The following is a 19,363-nucleotide window of genomic DNA, read 5'->3' as shown; positions in this document are numbered from 1 at the left end:
CTTACTCAAAAGCTGTGTTTGCTTTCTCATTTTGGTGTTTTCCGCAAGCAAAATGGCATTTGACTTACTCAAAAGCTGTGTTTGCTTTCTCATTTCGGTGTTTTCCGCAACCAAAATGGCATATTGCTATCTCAATATGCCATTTTGCTGACTTATTCCAGTAATTCACACACTAGTAACAACTATCCCTTTGAGATTACTTTTCTCTATCTTTCTCTAATGCTTCCTGGATTGCACGACGGCAAAATTCTGGAGGATCATCTCATCCTTGGTGGATAGTTCTTCCTTCATAGTCTTGGTAATGCGTAGGTTAATCCTTTCTGTTAATGATTCTTCCCTATTGGATTTAATTGGTTGTAAATTCTGTGGGTTCCCTTTAGGATTAGGCATTATTGAGAAATATAAACAATGCTTAATTTACTTGGTGCCAAAACAATAGATTGTTTTTTAGTGGTTGCTACAACTTGCCGGAAGTACAACCACCAATATCCAATTTCAAAAAATGGACACTACTATTTTATGTTCACGCGTTCCGAACTTGAAATCAAGACGATAAAAGAATTACGCGATTTGTGTCGTAGATACGGCATCAAACCAACCGGGAATGCAGGATACAAAACCTCGTATATCGTAACTCTGATGGCATTTCCATTTTTAGCGCTACAACAAATGAAGCAAAGTAAAGGGTTAAAATTCCCTAAGTTTAACGTTATCCAGATAATCAGTTCTGCTATTGAGGAGATGAATTCACCCACAGATGAGCAAGCAGCACTAATTCGGATAACTTTAGAAGGCAGAAAAATGAGCTATCCTGACCGCTACGACCAGGAGAACCTGCTGAACTTGCACAAGGCTATAAATGTCGCTTGAACAAGCTATTGACTTGTTGAGCCAGTAAAAGTAATCTGATTAACCTATCCCCTACATCTACAAAGATATGGGGGATAATTTTTAGAGTATTAAGATAAATAAGGTGTGACCTATTGGCTTAGTTGGCGTGAGGATATCTTCAACCTAGTAAGAAAGTATAAAGATATGCTCATGTTGTTTAAGTATTGCTCAACGGATTTTGAGCATCTATCAAGGATTTCAACAACTATAAACGCTGAAAGTATTCAATTTAGGTATTTATATGTTTCTGGTAACTGGAGCAACGGGAGGAATTGGTCGCAGAGTTGTGCGACTCCTACGACAACGAGAACAGTCTGTGCGGGCATTTGTTCGCCTTACCTCGCGCTACAGCGAGTTAGAACATCGGGGTGCAGAAATCTTTATCGGTGACTTGCTACAGGAAAAAGATATTCAGAAAGCTAGTCGGGGTGTGAAGTATATTATCAGCGCCCACGGTTCTGATAGCGATGCCCTATCTTTAGATTACCGCGCCAATATTGAACTGATTGACCAAGCGAAAGCCAATGGTGTAGAGCATTTTGTCTTCATTTCTGTATTGGGAGCCGATCGCGGATATGAAGACGCTCCGGTGTTCAAAGCCAAACGAGCAGTAGAACGATATTTAGCAGCTAGTGGCTTGAATTACACAATTTTACGCCCAGCTGGATTAGCATCTAACTTGCTGCCACTAGTAGAACGATTTCGGGAAACTGGATTGTATTTGCTGATTGGCGATCGCAAAAACCGTACCTCAATTGTCAGTACCGATGATTTGGCAAGGATAGTCGTAGATTCTGTGACAGTTGAAGGCGCTCGCAACCAGATTTTACCAGTAGGAGGGCCGGAGATTTTATTACGAGAAGATATTCCCCGGATTTTTGGTCGGATCTTCACCAAAGAACCAGTAATAATTAACTCACCACTGTTTGTCATTGATGGGTTACAAGGTGCATTGGGTTTATTCAATCCCCAAATCCAAAAAGCTTTGGGAACTTATCGCACATTGCTAGCAAATGAATTTTTCTGTACAAAAGATGAAATTGCCAATTTAGAGGCAATTTTTAACTTCCAATTAGAGACATTAGAAAGTTTTTTGCGGCGCTATCTAGCAGTTTGAATGGGGACTGGGGACTGGGGACTGGTGACTGGGGACTAGTGACTAGGAAGAGTTTTTCCAATCCCCAATTACCGATAATCTAAAATCCAAAATCTAAAATCCAAAATTCTATGAAATCTTCCCTAGCTGCAAATGCTGCTCAAGCCCGTCAGACAAAAGAGCGATTCGCCCAACCAGAGGAACAACTCACCTATGAATTAGGGAAGGCAGTACAGGAATTGCCACCCCTGTACACGAGATTATTAGCGGGAACGATGACCGTCATCGTATTTGGGGCGATCGCCTGGGCGTACTTCTCACAAATAGATGAAGTAGCAACAGCACCAGGGGAATTAATTGCTTCTACACAGGTAAGACCGGTGACATCCTTGGGTGGAGGGTCAATTGTCGCCGTTAAAGTGCAAGAAGGCGATCGCGTTACTAAAGGTGAAGTTCTGATTCAAAAAGATCCAGACTTGAAAATAACCGATGTTTCCCGCCTAGCGAAATCTACTAGATTGATTCAAGACGATTTGCAACGTTTGGATGCAGAACGCACCGGAGGCAAAACTACTGGGACGAAACTACAAGATGAACTTTTAAACTCCCGCCTGCAAGACTTCCAAGCGCGTCAAGCTGCGGCAGAAGCAGAAGCAAATCGCCAACTAGCACTGATCAATCAAGCCAAAGTCCGCTTGACTCGGTTGCAAGACAACTTAGTTAATGCCAAAAGCAGCGTTGGCAATGCCAAAACCAACCTTGTCAACGCAGATAGCATCCGCATTAAAATTGAAAGTAATTTGGCCATTGCACAAGAAAGGGAAAAAAGCCTACACACCCTAATTACTCCTGGCGCTGTACCTCGTGTAGATTATTTAGATGCCCAAGAAAAATTAACTCTTGCAAAGACAGAAATCACCAGAGCAAAAGATGAAGTTACTAACGCCCAGAATAAAATCACAGAGGCTCAAGATAAAGTCACATCATTAGAAAAAGATATTGCTGGCCAAGTCCAAGAAGTTAGCCAAGCACAACAAGCTTACAACGCTGCACGCAGTCAGTTGCAACGTGTAACATCAGAACGCCAAAGTGAAATTTTGACCCAGTTCAACAAGCGTAAAGAAGAATTGACAACTGTTCAAGGTAACTTAGATCAGGCGAGGAAGCAGCAAGCTTTAGAAACGATTGAGGCTCCCGTTGCCGGTACGATTTATAGAGTTAAAGCCACCAAGGGCCCAGTGCAATCAGGTGAAGAATTGCTGTCAATTTTGCCGGAAGGGGAAGAAATGCTCCTAGAGGTGAAAGTTCTCAACCGCGATATTGGGTTTATTCGTCAAGGAATGAAGGCAAAAGTGAAAATGGCGACTTTCCCCTTCCAGGAATTTGGCACTGTGGAGGGCGAAGTTATGCAAGTCAGTCCGAATGCAATTATTGATAAAGAATTAGGCTTAGTTTTTCCTACAAGAATTAAGCTAAGTAAACATTCGGTGAATGTGCGGGGTCAAGAAGTAGAATTTACACCAGGTATGGCTGCTACAGGTGAAATTGTCACTCGTAAAAAGTCAATTTTGACATTCATCACTGAGCCTGTGACACGACGGTTTAATGAAGCATTTTCAGTTAGGTAGGTTTGTAGTTTCTCCTGTTTTCATAACCATATCAAAGAGCGATGCCTGGGTTGGGCTACGCCTACGCACCCCACAACCCATACCTAAAACGTAAGGGTTTAGCAATGCTAAACCCTACATTCATTCACGATATTTCTCGAATGTTCTCTGAGTTGCTATAGCAATCTTAAATCATTTGTGAGAGAGCAAAAGGCTGAAAAGCTTATAAATACGTACTTTTAATCTCCGTATTTTCTCATGATTCAATTCGGATTGCTCTAGCACACTATGCGATCGCATGAAATGTAGGGTTAGTGGTAATTTTTGTCGTCAGTGCATCTGCAATAATTTTGGGATCAATGAACAGCGTTTCATGACCTCCTGGGCATTCAATTAGCTCATACGTGCCAAGGCTTTGTACCATCTTGAGATAGGTTCCCGGTGGAAGTGAGCGATCATCTTTGCAGAACAACACTGTTTGAGGGATATTTAAGGCAAAGAAGTCATTGGTCTTGACCTTAGTATTGAAGAGAACGAATGGTTGTGGTACCAGACGACTCAGCAGTGCATTTTGTACTTCTGTTGAGTCATCTTTCATTAAAGCATTGCGAACTAAATCTTCCAGAACAGGTACGCTTTTATGAGGAGAAGCCATCGCAGCATCAATCAAAATTTTGGCGACTTCGGGGAGAAGCATATCTAATTGCGAAGCACCATTTGGCAAGATAAAGGCATTGTGAAAGACGAGATGAGCAATCTTGTTGGCTGCTTTGGGTGCAACTGCTTGCAGAAGAAAACCCGCACTTGAATGACCGACGAGAATAACAGGTTCTTGTTGTTGCTCTAGCACTGCCGCGATCGCGTCTAGGTAGTCAGCAAACGTTACTGATGCGAAGTCATCATCAGGATTGTTTCCAGGGAGCGTTGGAGCGACTGCCGTGTGACCTGCATTTTCGAGTTCTCGAATCACGCCGTCCCAACACCAACCTCCATGCCATGCACCATGAATGAGGACGAAATGTTGACTCATATATTTCTCCTGTTGTGTGAATTTCGGATTGCCGTATATCCAAGGTTGCACCGACGTTAAGCGCTCTGTCTCGTCCCATACTCCGCATTAATCAGCGTATTTATCCGTTGGCTGATCCGATCAAGATGCAATGCTTGGGAGTTAGGTCTGTATTCAATACTACTCAGTTAAGGATTGTGAGCGATAATTATAAAAATGTAGAGACGCGAAAATTCGCATCTCTACAAGGTTTTTAGGTTGCTTGATTTTCTTAATCGAGCAGTATTAGCTCTGTATTGGACTCAACTGCAAATCGCTATATAATTTTCAAGCGATACCCAAGAATTTTCTATACTGTTCTATTTGTTTTTGCATTCCCTCTAATAATTTGCCATAATCAGGATTATTCTTATCATCATTATCATCATTGCTATCCACATTGATGCTGCTCAGAATATTCTCAGAGTTTTGGAATTGCGACCATAATTCTGGATTGGCTAATCCGTTATTACCTTCGGCTGGTGTCAGATATTTTGTTGTTTCTGCGCTCGTCTGACCTATTGGAAAACCGACATCGGAATTATTAAAACTAGCGATAGTATCTGGTGTTAGATACTTTGCCGTTTCTGTAATTGCCTGACCGCTCAGAGAAGCAAAATTGGAACTATTAAAACTAGAAATTGTCTGTGATGTAAGATAATTTGCGGTTTGTGCGTTAATGCGTAGCAGTTTATCGTCAGACATCACCTGCCTTGCCAGAGAACTGACATTAGAAAGATTAAAACTAGAGCTTGTAGTTGGTGTATTATTTACTGCTGTGTTTGCAATCACCTGATTCGCCAGAGAACTGACATTAGAAAGATTAAAACTAGAGCTTGTAGTTTGTGTACTATTTCCTGCCGTTTCTGTGACAATCTGACGGACTTGGGCATCAGTCAAATTATGGTTAGCACTAAGCATCAAAGCAACTACACCAGCAACGTGGGGAGCAGCCATAGACGTGCCGCTATAAGTGGCATACTGATTATTCGGAACTGATGAGTAGACCTTGACTCCTGGGGCTGTGACGTAAGCGATTTCCTTCGTTCCAGAGCGATTAGAGAAGTCGGGCATATTATTATTTCTATCTACTGCCCCAACGGCAATTCCAGACTTGGATGCATAGCGGGCGGGATAATCTGGTGATGAGTCACCATCATTACCTGCTGCCATGACGACAATTACTCCTTTGCTGCTGGCATAGTCAATGGCTGACTCTAGAGTAGGATTGGAATAATCACCTCCTAAACTGAGGTTAATCACGTTAGCTCCATTGTTTACAGCATAATCAATGCCCTTAGCGATGGAAGTGTAAGAACCGGAGCCAGAGGCATTCAAAACTTTGACGGGCATAATCTTGGCATCATAAGCAATACCAGTGACACCGTAGTTATTATTTTCTCCTGCGATCGTGCCGGAAACATGAGTGCCATGACCGTTGTCATCTAGGACATTATTAGTATTGTCAACAAAGTTCCAGCCGTGGGTATCATCAGCATAGCCATTGCCATCATCATCTTTACCATTGCCAGCAATTTCCTTGGGATTCGTCCAGATATTATCCTTTAAATCTTCGTGGTTATAGTCAACCCCAGTATCTATAACAGCCACAACAACGCCTTTACCTGTGTATCCATGTGCCCAGGCTTCCGGTGCTTTAATCAGGTCTGCTCCCCAATTATTGCCACTAAGATCAGGAACATCAGCAAAGGTATTCTGACCAGCAGCTTTAGCCACTGCTGCTGCTGCATTAATTAAGCCATAGCCATTGGTGGAGTTATAATTCCCAGTGCTTAAAGCATTAGCAGTAGCGTTACTGCTATTTTGCAACTGCACATCAGCATCGGCTGAGTTGTAGCTACTACGTCTGCTGAGGTTGAGGCTGTAGTCATTCTTCGTATTAAAGCTATCTAATGAGGAAGTTGAAGTGACATTGAGCCGTTTATTTGACAACACATTGTTATTAACATCATCAATGCTCATAAGTATTTTTTCTCAAAGATAGCAATCTTTTTTTGACAGATTGAAGCGTTAAAATCTTTAAAAGAAAAAGATTTTAAGGTGTGAATTAGCTCCATTGTCAATAATTACTATGGAATTTGATAACAAAATGCTAATTCTATTACCAAAAAGCAGAATTAATAGTGGAACTATTATTAATAAAGTAACTGATGAAATAAATATTAAATTTGTAGTGATGTAAGTATAAATTGGTGGCATAAAAAATTAATTTTTTTATGCTTGTAAACTTATAAATTCCAAATGTTTGGGAGGTTTTGCTGTTACCAACAATACTTTTCAAACATCTTCTTAGCTCGACTTTATCCATTTTTACGCTTAGGCGAACACATAAGCTGAAACCTTTGTCTGATGGCAGTTTTACTTTTTGATATTTATCGATAATTTATGAGGTAGAAAAAGTATTTGCCAAAAACCAGGGGTTTTGCCGGATAAAGAAAAGCGAGTTCTTAATTTTGGATAAAGTCGAGCTTAGATGAGATGTGTCACAGCAGTAGTGTGCGTTAGACTCAGTTAAAGCACCTATTTTTATACGTTAAAAAGTAATAATTCAGGTCGGTGGTAGTTGACAGAAGTAACATGATCGGAGAGTATCAGTTGTTAGCTCAACCTAATAGTATAAAAACTTTACTGAGAGGAAATTATGGCAGGTAAATTTGATGGCAAAGTGTCACTTGTAACAGGTGGGACTTCAGGCATTGGTCGGGCTACTGCGATCGCCTTTGCTAACGAAGGTGCAAAGGTAGTCTTCACAGGTCGCCGAGAGGAAGAAGGACAAAAGGTCGTTGAGGTTATTAAACAAACAGGGGGAGAAGCAACTTTTTGGAGAGCCGATGTCTCGCAGGAAGAAGATATTAAGGTAACTATTGAAAAGACAATTGAGACTTATGGAAGACTCGATTACGCTTTTAACAATGCAGGAATTGAGTCACCGGTAACTCCACTGCACGAGCAATCGCTTGATAAATTTGATGAACTGATGGCAATCAACGTTCGCGGCGTGTTTCTCTCAATGAAGTACGAAATCATTCAAATGCTTCAACAGGGAAGTGGCGTAATCGTCAACACCTCATCCATCGCCGGACTGATAGCTTTTCCGGGTATTGCTCCCTACCATGCTAGTAAACATGCTGTCATGGGCTTAACCAAATCTGCGGCGCTGGATTACGCTAAACAGGGCATTCGGATTAATGCCGTCAATCCTGGCTTCATTACTACTGCTATGGTTGAGCGTTTCGCAGCGAACTTAGGAGAAGATGCCGATGCTGGCACGCAACAACTAATAAATTCTGTTCCAATGGGACGCATGGGCAGTTCAGAAGAAATTGCGTCTACAGTATTGTTCCTGTGTTCTGACGCAGCTGCTTACATAACGGGCCAGTCTTTGGTTGTGGATGGCGGTTTATTAGCAACCTGAGTCAATTACGCGCTTAACAACGTGAATCCTGACGTTAAAAATAATTATTTCCAGTAGATCACGGCGGAAATAAAGCTACCATTCAAAAGAGCCGGAAAGCGCAAAATAAAAGCCTTTTGATTTTTGCGTAGCGGTACTAGTACAGTTCGAGTGGTGCAAGAAAAAAAGCAAATACTTGATTCTAAAACATTGCGATCGCAAAATTTATCATAAATCAAAGGGTTTAAGACCCCAACAATACAGGTAGCGCGGAGTCAGAGCCACTCCGCCTCCGCGAAGTTACCCCTGCGGGATCTTGCTACAGTCGGGGTTTAAATCCCCGTCTGAAAATGTCTTTAATGCAAGAATTTTGAATTGTTATCATCCTGTTGCATGACAAGTTTGTAAGCAAACTCAAATGACGAATGGTGTATAACTCCATTCGCCAAAGACTATTCTTAAGCCACTCTCCAGATATCAAGTAGGCACAAGCTATAAAGCTAGTTAAATCTATTAAATGTTTGCTTGCTGCCGTTGATATAGTGACCAGTACAAACCCTTTTGTTGCAACAACTGTGAGTGAGTACCACGTTCGGCAATCACGCCTTGCTCCAACACCAAAATCAAATCAGCACGTTTGAGGGGAGCAAAGCGGTGAGCAATCAGAAATACAGTACGGTTAGCGGAAACTTTTTGCAGGTTTTGCAGTACTTGCTGTTCAGTTTCACTATCCAAAGCACTGGTAGCTTCATCCAAAACTAAAATCGGTGCTTGGGAAAGAAATAGTCTTGCTAGGGCAATACGTTGTCTCTGTCCGCCAGATAAAGCAGTCCCACGTTCACCAACATTGGTTTCATAACCGTAGGGTAATTGACTGATGAAGTCGTGGGCTACTGCTAGTCTTGCCGCTTCTACTACTTGCTCTGCGGTAATGTCGGGAGTACCGAGAGTGATATTTTCCAAAATGGAACCGTTGAATAAAAAGTCTTCTTGAAGAACTACACTAACTTGTTGCCGCAGTGAAGCTAAATCTGCACTTTTAATATCAAAACCATCAATCAGGATGCGTCCTGATTCAATTTGATAGAGGCGTTGCAATAGCTTAGACAGAGTACTTTTACCAGAACCGCTGCGTCCGACAATGCCAACAAATTGCCCTGGTTCGGCATTGAAAGATATTCCCCGCAGAATTGCTTCAAAGTTGGGCCGGTAGCGGAAAAATACTTGCTCGAAGGTGACTTGTCCTTTCAGGGGCGGTAAAACTAGACCAGTTCCCAGTTCAGCTTCTGGGGAGACGTTGAGAATATCACCAATGCGATCTACAGAAAGTAGCACTTGTTGGAGGTTTTGCCACAACTGTACTAGGCGCAAAAGAGGGCCTGTGACTCTGCCCGAAAGCATTTGAAAGGCAACTAGCTGTCCGACTGTGAGCTTTTGTTCAATGACTAACTTGGCTCCAAACCAGAGAATCAGCATGGTGGAAAAATTGGTGAGAAAGTCACCAATGTTGCTGCTGATATTGGAGGTAGTAGAAGCTTTAAAACCTGTGCGAATGAAGCGAGCAAATAAGCCTTCCCAGCGATCGCGGGCTACTGGTTCTGCTGCATGGGCTTTAACGGAGTGAATCCCCGTGATTGTCTCTACTAGAAACGATTGACTATCGGCACTCCGGTTAAAGGTTTCGTTGAGCCAGTTACGCAGAATTGGTGTTGCAACTATCGTCAAGGTGGCAAACAGTGGCAGTACTGCTAAAGCCACAAAGGTGAGTGGGATGTTATAGTAAAACATCAATGCCAGGTACACCACAGCAAAGATGCTGTCCAGAATCACAGTTAATGCTGTACCTGTGAGAAACTGACGAATTTGTTCGAGTTCCTGAACTCGTGCTACTGTGTCTCCGACGCGCCGCGACTCAAAATAAGCTAAAGGCAGACGCATCAGATGGCGAAATAGCTGTGCTGATAAACTCAAATCGAGACGACGAGCTGTATGGGTAAAGATGAATAGGCGCAGAATGCCAAGTATGGACTCAAATATGGCTACGCAAAAAAGTGCGATCGCCATCACATCGAGAGTCGGCAAACTCCCCTGCACCATCACTTTATCAATGACAACTTGCGTAATTAGTGGTGTTGTTAACCCCAAAAGCTGCAAGGTAAAAGATGCTAACAATACTTCTGTTAGCAATTCCTTATACTTCCAAACTGCTGGAGTGAACCAACTGAGGTTAAATTTTTCTTGCTGAGATATCAGTTCTACTTGCCACAATTGTCCATCCCAGGACGCCTCAACTATGGACTGCGGCAAGCTTTCACAAAGGCGATCGGGATTTAGAGGGTTAGCGATAATTAGGCGATCGCCTTTAACTCCATAGGCTACCACCCAAGATGGACTCTGGGGTGAGTCAGAATTCCACAGTAGTAAAGCTGGAAATGACAGCTGTCGCAACTCACCCCAACTCACTTGTAACCGCCGCACCACTAACCCTAACTTTTCTGCTGCTTCCACAACCTGTTTTGGGCGTTGTCCTCTGAGTTGGCGCTGCACCCATTCCAGTTGCACAGAATTTTCTAACTGTTGCGCCACCATTGTTAAACAGGCAGCTGCGGTGTTCCAACTGGCAACAAAGGGATAATTTGAGACGATCAGATTGGCGGCTGGGAGTCCTCTTTGGGGTTGGAGGCTGTGGGGGCTGGAAGTTCCCTCCGAAGCTGGCGCTAGTGAACGAGTGGAAGAGAAGGAAAATGTCTCCTTTTCTCTCTGCATGTCCACTGGTAACACTTGCCAGAACTCTTGAATTTGTGGGTTAGAAAATTCTGCCCACAGCGATGTATCCCAACACACTACTATTACTTCTTTACTGGCAGCTACAGCTTTAAAATCCGCAGATAGCTTTTGTAAGTCACCAAACCAATCTCCCACATCTAGGGCTGCTAAAGGTTTGCCAATGCCTTCTTCTCGTAAGCGAACTTTTCCAGCCACAATTAAGAATTGGGAACCGCCGACATCGTTTGACCAGATTTTTTCTCCAAGACGATACTGACGAGTTTGGGACTCATTTTCCAATTTGGATTGTTGTTCGGGAGTCAGCCAGCATAAAGGTGGCTGATCCCAAGGCAAAGAAGCTAGCACTTTTAATCGTAAAGATTCATTATCCAGAATTTTTAACTCACTTGTAATTTGACTGTCAGTTTTTGAATTTTCTCTGCTAGCCATTTCTCAAATAACTCATTTTGTAGTGCTTGCTTTAGTTGAGTATCTTCTAAAGACGCTGGCATAAATTGTTCTACTCGAAACAAACCATAAGGTCCTTCTCCTTGGGGAGAGTCTTTGCCAACGATTTCTATTGGTCCTATCAATTGTCCGGGACTCGCCATATCAATAGCTGCCCGTAATATATCCGGCATACTTCCTCGGCTGATGATTCCCATCATGCCGTTCACAATTCGGTCATCTGCAAGTGAATACTCTTTAGCTAGTTGCTCAAAACTACCTCCTTCTTCAATTTGGGTTTGTAGTTCGTCTGCCAATTCTCGATTATCAACAACAATTCGGGAAAGTACTAACCGATCCAAAAAAATTTTGCGTTCAATAAAATATTCTTGGAGTTTTGCTTGGGTCACTACAGCTTTTAGCTCTTCTAACTTGTAACCAAAACTAACCGATGTGTAAAAGGTAGCGTAATCTGTGTTGTTGGTATTTAACCATTCTTGAAAACTTTGGGGATCGGTCAGTTGATTTTTCAACCTAAAGTCAATAATTGCCTGTTCAGTTATTGCTGTACCAATCTCAATATCGTCTCGGTTTCGGATTTCTTCTTCAATTACGTACTGGCGGAGAATATCCCCAATGAACTGTCCCAATTTTCCAGAGGCTTGCAGGTACTTTACTGCTGACTCAATAGAAATTATTTGGTCATTGATTGTCAAAAATGATAAAGATTCCATGAACTAATTATGTGAATATGGTTAAACACTTATAGGACTTTTAAATTAAATCATATAGAAATCATCTGGTCGTTTATGGATAAATATAATAAAGATTCCATGAACTAATTACATCTAGATTGCCAGAGAATTATATAGCTAGTAAATAAAATAATTTACCATAATCTCTTTTACAGTCTAGCGGGGACAAAACAGGATTGAAAATATCAGCGGTAGCGCAGTAGTAAAGCAGATTGCTTATTTTCTACCAATGCTCCTAATGAGTGCTGAGTCATGAGTGCTAAGTCATGAGTCATAAATGGAGAATCTCATTTCTTTACTCAGAACGGGCTAAACGTCCCGCTACCGCTAACAGAAAAGAGGAACTGTTTTGCCCAATGCCCAATGCCCAATCTACTTAATGATACTTATCGATGTCCAGGCAAGTAGCACAGCCGCGATCGCCCCGATTAAAGTATTAAAAATATTTACTACTTCATTGGTCAACCAGGTATACTTAGATTGCAGTGTTGCCCCAATCACACTTTCTATGTTGGTGGCAATAAATGCTGCCAGCACACACCAAGCGACTCCTAATAGATCAATTAAACCAACTCCCCAACCAACAAATGCGATCGCCACAGAAGCCACTATACCTGCTAAAGTTCCCTCCAAACTTACCGCCCCTTCTGTGCCGCGAGGCACTGGTTGGAGTGTAGTAATCAAAAAGGTGCTTTTACCATACGCTTTACCGACTTCACTAGCAGTGGTATCAGCCAGCTTAGTACTGAAACTCGCTACATAGCCTAACAAAAGTAGGGATTGGGGATTGGGGATTAGGGATTGGGGACTAGGTACAAGAAATCCCGAATTTATTATTCCTACTCCCAAAGCACACAGCGCCCCAGTCAAAGCCGAACCCCAAACATTTTCTGGGCCTCTTGCCCCAGAACGCTTTTCGGCAATTCCTTCTGCCTCCTTTTGCGCCATACCGATGCGGGTAACGCCAGAACCAACCAGAAAATAGAACATTACTACTGCATATCCTTGCCAGCCTAGAGTTACCCAAATTAGAATGGCCAGAAACCAAGCGTGGAATAATCCTGCTGGGGTAAGCAGCTTTTTTGGAGCAATCCAAGCTAAACCCAATAGAATTGTGTTTAATCCTACTGCCACCAACCAGGGATTCACAGAATTAATTAAGGATGACATCAGCAAATAATCATGAGTAATTTTGTTTGAATATCAACAGAATAACGAATTTCTCATGCTTAGTGCTTAATTTATGACACCTCCCCAGCTAAAGTAATATGTTTGTATTATTAACTAAATAGCGTAGGCATCGCCCTGAAAGCTGAGTGTAAAACTACAAACAATCTCTTAGATATACACCGCAATATTGACTAAAGAACGTGGATTAAACAAAATGCAAAACTTCTGTTTAGTCTTCGAGTGCGTAACGCATCTAAAGCACTTTCATCGGGTGCGTTAAATTCCGAACACACCCTATGAAAGTTGTAAGTTATTAAATAATCTACGTTCCCAAGGGTCTGCCAATACAAACCTAAATTAGTATAGCTGCACAAGACAAAGCCTCACCTAAAGAATTAAGTGTAAATTATGTAGATACAGGGTGAAGTCCCTAGCCACAGGTTGCGGCGGCTGAATTGGTACTCAGTTCCTAGTCTTAGTCATAAAGATAAAGAATATAAGTTAATGTCAATTAAAACTGTGTTCAAGTTAACCACAATCAAGACTTAACACCATAAATTATAGATAGCATCAACCCCTAGCCTTTTCCACACAAGCTATGAGCCAAACTTTATTCCATCTTGCTTTCCCTGTGACTGACATTACCCAAACAAAAGCATATTATGTGGATGGCTTGGGCTGCATTCCTGGTCGTGAAAACCATCACGCCCTGATTCTCAATCTCTACGGCCATCAACTAGTGGCTCACGTCACCAAAGAACCATTAACACCGCAACAGACTATCTATCCTAGACACTTTGGGCTAATTTTTACCCAAGAACGTGATTGGCAAGACTTACTAGAAAGGGCAGAACAACAACAGCTACTTTTTCGGGAAGGAACCAAAAATCGCTTTGTTGGTTCTCCTCTTGAGCATCGCACTTTCTTTTTAGAAGATCCCTTTTATAACCTCATGGAGTTCAAGTATTATTGCAACCCAGAGGCAATTTTTGGAAGTTACGAACATACACAAATTGGGGATAGGACTTAATAAATTCGTAATTCGTAATTCGTAATTCGTAATTAAAGATGAATAAATCAGGCGTGGCAAGCATCCTGGCTACTGACTGGATGCTTTCTTAAGGAAGGGTAGCTTAAGCTTAATACGCTCTAAAACTATTTTCACTACTGCTAAACTCCTGGAGTCTGTCAGCATCCAAGGGTGTAGAGGAACTGGTACTATTACTTCGCGTCCTACGGACATTTGTGAACTATTCGCTGGGAGAATCATCAAATCATAAGGTGTCCAGATAGACGTAAAATCTAGCTGCCCCAATATTACAGCATCAGAATTTAAATCCTTGAGAAAAATGCTGTCGGGGCGCATTTGTATACAACCAGGACGCCAGGAACCATAAGCAACTACAGTTCCATTATGGGGCGAAGAGATGGTGATAAACCTCTGTACGCGGTTAATTCCTCCCAGTCGCTGGACATAGTAACGGCTGACAATTCCTCCCATGCTGAAGCCTACTAAATCTAGGCGTTCTTCTGATGCAAAGGTAGCCGTAACATAATCGGCTACTTGCTTTGCCAACTCATCCAGACCGACATCACCATTATTAGGAACCAGATCCAAGCTATATACAGACCAACCCCTTTGTATGAGATATGCCCTCATTTTATGAAAAACTGCCTCTGTGTCGTCAAGACCGTGTACCAATAACACAGGATTGCGCTGCTGATTTTTAGTGTTCATCTATAAAAATCTGGCTGAATTAAGTATGTAAAAAATGTAACTGAGTACCGTTGCTATCTACCAATAGGCTATGACACTCCTCCCACTGGTTGAAAGTTAACTGCTTGCTTCACTTCAATTAGATATTTACCAAACAAAGAAATGTTAATTTTTGTCAAGCTTGCTTTCAGAATCTTGCTCTTAGCTACAGTAAAATTTAATAATTAATTCTCGGTGTGTAGAGGTTGCAAGTGTCTGCAAGAAAACATTTGCCCTATAGTTTTACTACAATGTTGATTAACCACAAGCCTATAAGCGTTGTCACTATAACGACGTGACGCCAAGCAAAAAATGTAACATTTTGTCGTAATTGTTAAAAATTACGGTCGAGTTCTAAAAAAGGTAAAAGGCAGGAGTAATTGTAATGGATTTTATCAAAAAGTTAATTTCGGGTCTTCTGGGTTTCATTACCGGACTGTTACCAGGCAAGAAGAAAAGCAACGGCTACTTCTTAGAACTGGACGAAGCCAAAGATTCTGTCAAAGATGCTGCTAAAGAAGTAGCATCGAACGCGAAGAAAGTAGCAGAGACAGTTGCATCGAATGCTAAAAAAGTAACGGCAACAATTGCATCAGAAGCACCAGCTTCATCCAAGCCAGATTCATTGAACGGAACAAAAACCGCCGCAGGTAAGGCTAATGGAAAATCAGCTAAAAACCCTAAACCAGCCGATGTTACGCTAGTCCAAACTGCTGAGGGTCTTAAAATTGAACCGGGCAAAAATGCAAAAGCCGCAGCAGCCAAAGTACTCAAAGAGCAGCCAACTGAAACCACCTTTGCGCCAAAATATCTTGCTCCTTCGACTACTAGCTCTAATGGTCGTCGTCGTCCAGGAGCGAATATGAGTGCTTACTTAGAGATGGCACGTCAGATTAAAACGCCTAACAATTGATAGAGGACGTAAATTTACGATATCTAGAGATTAAACGTGAATATGCAAGGTTAAGATAACTTTGCCAGTTGTAGATGGAGGAACTCTCCAAAGTAGGAGCGATCGCTTAATTTTCTCCACTAAAACTGCATCTTTTAAAGTCGAGACTTTCTCATCCAAAACTACCTGTCCTACCCGACCTTTCTTGACGGTGAACTCAAAAACGATTTCACCACTGAAGCCGGAAGGCAAGTTTAGTTGTTGAAGGTGTTGGGTTAGGTCAGCAATTCCTGTGGCATCCAAGCCAGTGACGCTGATTACTTCTAACTGATGGTTGATGGCTGCATCTGATATTTCACCTTCTTCCATATCCTGGGAATCAAAGCTAAAAGAGATATCGGCTTCTTTCGCTAGTGGGGATTGTGGCGATCGCTTTTGCCGCAGAAAATCTGGAGCTTCTGCTGAGGCTGCTGCTGGCATTGAGAGTGATATTTTAGGCGCAAAACCACCAGCCGGAGGACTGCCAAACACTCCTTGGTAACTAACTGCTTCAGGCATTTCCACTGGCACTTGCATAGACACGTATTCACTTCCTGGTTCAACTCGCACGTCATCGCTGACAGCTACAAAAGCGGTGTATTGAGAAAGCAGTTGATAAGTTAAGGCTGTTTCTGTAACTGCTTCTACACCAGCTTTAGTTTCAAAACTCACCATTTGATTCATCAAATCTTTGATGCAAGCACGTCCCCATAACTGCGCTACAGCAAGATTTTCTGTTTCCTCAAATTTGAGGTTAAAGGTTTTTTCATAGTGCTTACCGCCCGCAGCGATGCCGGATATTTGCAGATTACCGTTGGCTTTGTCTTGTTTGCGACCAAATAAAACTAATGGTTGTTCGCTGAATAAATCAGGCGCTATTGCTGGGTAAATGACAGGCAATTCTGTGTCACCTTGCCAAGAAATTTGAATATTTGTGAGGACGGGGTTGTTGATTTGCCTATAAAACTTTTCGGCAACTTCTTCTGTGGGTTCATCATGACGAATAATTTGGGATATTCCCCGGCCAATTTCGGCGATGCGATTCAGCAAAAAACGGTTAACTGAACTACCAACACCAAAACTGTAAAGGCGATTTCCTGGTTGTAGATGCTGTTGTACCTCTGCCAAAATCTCATTTTCGTTGCCGATGTAGCCATCAGTTAGGAGTACAACACTCCGTAATCTTCCGGCTGGCGTGGGGAAATTGATGGCTGTACGAATGCCATTGAGCATTTCTGTGCTGCTATCAGCTTGTAAATTGTTAATGTAAGCGATCGCCTGGGCACGATTTTCTGGTGTATTCGGCAGAGGTTTCTTTGATAACTGTCTGACTTTATCGGAAAAATCGATAATTGTGAAAGTATCGTTGGGATTCAACCCATTGATAAATCGCCGCATTAATTCTTGACACTTCCATAACGGATCGCCAGATTGTGAACCGGAAGTATCCACCAAAAATACGACATCTTTGGGGACAATTTCATCAGTAGAATATTCCAAAGCTGGAATCAGGTATATTGCAAAATGTCCGCCGCGATCGTCGGCTTGGGTTAATACTGTGGATTGAGTTTCTTTACCAGAAACTTGATAGCGGAGAATTAAATCTTTGTTGGGAATTGTATCTTCTCCGGCTAATTGAATCCGCACAATTTGACCTGAGTGTTCAATTTTTAATTGATGGGAAGGAGAACGCACTTCAGAAATTGGCAAACCTGCATCAATTTCTACTGTGACATTAATATTGTGACGGGTTCGGGTTCCTTCTGGGACTACAGGCGGTGTAATGCGGGAAGCATCAGGAACTTGATCTGTGTCACCGCTACTATCTATCGGCGTTCCGGGAATATACCTTGGCCCCACCACCATCGGAAAAACAAATTCGTAGTTTCCCGCCTCAAATTTTAAACTTTCGGTGTAACGAATTGTGACATCAATTTGTTCACCAGGTTTGATGTTAGCCAGAGATTGGGTAAAGATGTTGTCTCGTTGCTGTTCTAGAAGTCCAGCAGTGCGTCCTTCTTGTTTTGCCTTTTCGTAAATGGCTACAGCTTCTTCACGTTTTTTAATATTACCTTTGATGATGCGATTGCCTATTTTGATTTCCATGTCATCAACCGCCGCCTCATCAGGTAACGGAAAGATATACACTGCTTCTAAAGACTGCGTGAAAGGATTTTCAAAGCTTTGAATCACCTCAAATCGTGACAAGTTACCTGCAATTTTTGCTAGAATTTCTGTATGCTTGAGCGGAAAAACTAGCTGTTCTCCTTGAGGGGATTGAACGTACAAACCCCCTAAATGTTGGTTTTTAGGACTTACTATATTCATAGATTTGATATAACACTCCTATTTTATTTGTGAGCTTACTTATTAACTTAAGTAATAGGTAATAGGTAACTGAATTACGAATTACGAATTATTTAACAAACACCAGTCCACTATATAAATGAAAAGCTGGGTCCCAATTAGTCTCTTTCCTACGAAACAGATGAATGTAAGACTTGATATGACCCAGCATTTCTGTTTGATCTAATGTTGTATCTGCAAAGGGCGTGAAATCTGACCAAATTTTGACTTGAGGTAGTTGCTGGTCAATCCAACTTGATAAACTATTCCAATTAATTCTGATTGTATTTTGGCTAGCTTGGGGAATGATTTCTAAACCTTGCTGAAATTCATAGCCGTTATCATAAAGTCGGAGAATGCAACGTCTAGCAGGTAGGTGTAAATCACAAAACTGGGCATAGTCTTGTGTTTGGGTTTTCCGTTCCGGTTCACCGCGCACGTAGCGATCTACTACTTCCTCAAAAATGGGTAACAGTCCCACTACTCTCGCTGTGACTTCTGACCAGTCAAAGGTGAGAGAACCGAGTTGATTTGTCTGATTACGGCAAACAACAGTAGCTTGTGGGGTAGATTCTTGGAAATGTTTGACTTGATAAACTTGAATTTGCTGAATTTGAGCTATTGTTGCCCAAAAGCAAGGAATGCCAGCCTGCTGTAACTGTTTCCCGTAAAATTTTAGTTCTCCCACTTGACCAGTGCGGTACAACCTCCAGCCACGACTTGGCAGTATTAGTCGTGCGGTGTAGGGGTCTACCTGCATAATCTGGGCAAATTTTCGAGATGCTTCTGTTTTCATCTCGTTACTGAGAGGCTCTAAAACTAGTACGCCAAGTTCGGTGTTATTAGGTTCAGATGTTGCTTGGGAAATGGCTCTTTGTCTTTCTTCTAACTCAATTTCTTGTAGTCTTTGCAAACCTTGACGTGCTAGCGTCACTATTTTGATATTCCTTGTATCTCGCAGCAGTTGCCGATAAATTTTTTCCGCATCCTGATGCTTTCCAGATACTTCATGCAACCGACCAAGATAAAATTGCACCCAAGGATTGTCTGGTGATTCTGTTAGCAGCTGTTTGAGTAATTTAGCCGCTGTTTGATAGTCTTTATGGTCAAAGGCGATCGCAACTTGCTCAATCAT

General features: G+C 42.0%; 14 protein-coding genes and 1 pseudogene. 6 read left to right on the top strand and 9 right to left on the bottom strand.

Going from position 1 to position 19,363, the window contains the following annotated elements; genetic code table 11:
• Positions 1–196: 196 nt before the first annotated feature.
• Positions 197–390, bottom strand: a pseudogene (locus V7K30_RS30995) (hypothetical protein).
• 129 nt (positions 391–519) lie between these two features.
• Here V7K30_RS30995 and V7K30_RS30990 point away from each other — a divergent pair.
• From V7K30_RS30990 to V7K30_RS30980, 3 genes are all read left to right on the top strand, one after another.
• Positions 520–870, top strand: a complete 351-nt coding sequence (locus V7K30_RS30990) for a hypothetical protein (protein WP_335005970.1) — start codon at positions 520–522, stop codon at positions 868–870.
• A gap of 262 nt (positions 871–1,132) precedes the next feature.
• The gene (locus V7K30_RS30985; protein WP_335005968.1) at positions 1,133–2,008 is read left to right on the top strand and encodes an SDR family oxidoreductase; all 876 of its coding nucleotides are present in this window, start codon (positions 1,133–1,135) and stop codon (positions 2,006–2,008) included.
• Positions 2,009–2,118: 110 nt separating this feature from the next.
• Positions 2,119–3,615, top strand: coding sequence for an HlyD family efflux transporter periplasmic adaptor subunit (locus V7K30_RS30980; protein ID WP_335005966.1), 1,497 nt, complete (start codon positions 2,119–2,121; stop codon positions 3,613–3,615).
• Positions 3,616–3,880: 265 nt separating this feature from the next.
• On the opposite strand, the gene V7K30_RS30975 is transcribed toward V7K30_RS30980, so the two are convergent.
• Both V7K30_RS30975 and V7K30_RS30970 read right to left on the bottom strand, forming a co-directional pair.
• Complete coding sequence (locus tag V7K30_RS30975; protein ID WP_335005964.1) at positions 3,881–4,624, bottom strand: alpha/beta fold hydrolase; 744 nt, start codon at positions 4,622–4,624, stop codon at positions 3,881–3,883.
• Positions 4,625–4,930: 306 nt separating this feature from the next.
• Positions 4,931–6,625, bottom strand: a complete 1,695-nt coding sequence (locus V7K30_RS30970) for a S8 family peptidase (protein WP_335005963.1) — start codon at positions 6,623–6,625, stop codon at positions 4,931–4,933.
• Positions 6,626–7,304: 679 nt separating this feature from the next.
• Between V7K30_RS30970 and V7K30_RS30965 the strand changes: the two genes are divergently transcribed.
• Positions 7,305–8,078, top strand: coding sequence for an SDR family oxidoreductase (locus V7K30_RS30965; protein ID WP_335005961.1), 774 nt, complete (start codon positions 7,305–7,307; stop codon positions 8,076–8,078).
• Between the two features lie 492 nt (positions 8,079–8,570).
• Here the strand turns inward: V7K30_RS30965 and V7K30_RS30960 are convergent, their stop codons facing one another.
• The 3 genes from V7K30_RS30960 to V7K30_RS30950 all read right to left on the bottom strand — a co-directional run bounded on the left by V7K30_RS30960 (position 8,571) and on the right by V7K30_RS30950 (position 13,195).
• The gene (locus V7K30_RS30960) at positions 8,571–11,273 is read right to left on the bottom strand and encodes a type I secretion system permease/ATPase (RefSeq protein WP_335005959.1); all 2,703 of its coding nucleotides are present in this window, start codon (positions 11,271–11,273) and stop codon (positions 8,571–8,573) included.
• The gene (locus V7K30_RS30955; RefSeq protein WP_335005958.1) at positions 11,222–12,004 is read right to left on the bottom strand and encodes a peptidylprolyl isomerase; all 783 of its coding nucleotides are present in this window, start codon (positions 12,002–12,004) and stop codon (positions 11,222–11,224) included. The genes V7K30_RS30960 and V7K30_RS30955 overlap by 52 nt, the downstream gene beginning before the upstream one ends.
• A gap of 393 nt (positions 12,005–12,397) precedes the next feature.
• Entirely contained in the window at positions 12,398–13,195 is a 798-nt protein-coding gene (locus tag V7K30_RS30950; RefSeq protein WP_335005956.1) for a TIGR00297 family protein, read from the bottom strand.
• A 598-nt stretch (positions 13,196–13,793) separates the two neighbouring features.
• Between V7K30_RS30950 and V7K30_RS30945 the strand changes: the two genes are divergently transcribed.
• On the top strand, positions 13,794–14,225 hold the full coding sequence (locus V7K30_RS30945; RefSeq protein ID WP_335005954.1) for a VOC family protein: 432 nt from the start codon (positions 13,794–13,796) through the stop codon (positions 14,223–14,225).
• 69 nt (positions 14,226–14,294) lie between these two features.
• Here the strand turns inward: V7K30_RS30945 and V7K30_RS30940 are convergent, their stop codons facing one another.
• A complete protein-coding gene (locus tag V7K30_RS30940) occupies positions 14,295–14,933 on the bottom strand; it encodes an esterase/lipase family protein (protein ID WP_335005952.1) in 639 nt (212 codons plus the stop codon).
• A 403-nt stretch (positions 14,934–15,336) separates the two neighbouring features.
• On the opposite strand from V7K30_RS30940, the gene V7K30_RS30935 reads away from it, so the two are divergent.
• Complete coding sequence (locus V7K30_RS30935; RefSeq protein ID WP_335005951.1) at positions 15,337–15,864, top strand: hypothetical protein; 528 nt, start codon at positions 15,337–15,339, stop codon at positions 15,862–15,864.
• 30 nt (positions 15,865–15,894) lie between these two features.
• Here the strand turns inward: V7K30_RS30935 and V7K30_RS30930 are convergent, their stop codons facing one another.
• Positions 15,895–18,210, bottom strand: a complete 2,316-nt coding sequence (locus V7K30_RS30930) for a VIT domain-containing protein (protein ID WP_335005950.1) — start codon at positions 18,208–18,210, stop codon at positions 15,895–15,897.
• An 88-nt stretch (positions 18,211–18,298) separates the two neighbouring features.
• Positions 18,299–19,363 carry a tetratricopeptide repeat protein gene (locus tag V7K30_RS30925; RefSeq protein ID WP_335005976.1) on the bottom strand — a complete coding sequence of 355 codons (1,065 nt, stop codon included), beginning with the start codon at positions 19,361–19,363 and terminating at the stop codon, positions 18,299–18,301.

Source organism: Nostoc sp. (genome assembly GCF_036917655.1).
Classification (GTDB): Bacteria; Cyanobacteriota; Cyanobacteriia; order Cyanobacteriales; family Nostocaceae; genus Nostoc.
The sequence above is the reverse complement of the archived record's forward strand: the minus strand, read 5'-3'. Positions and strand labels throughout refer to the sequence as shown.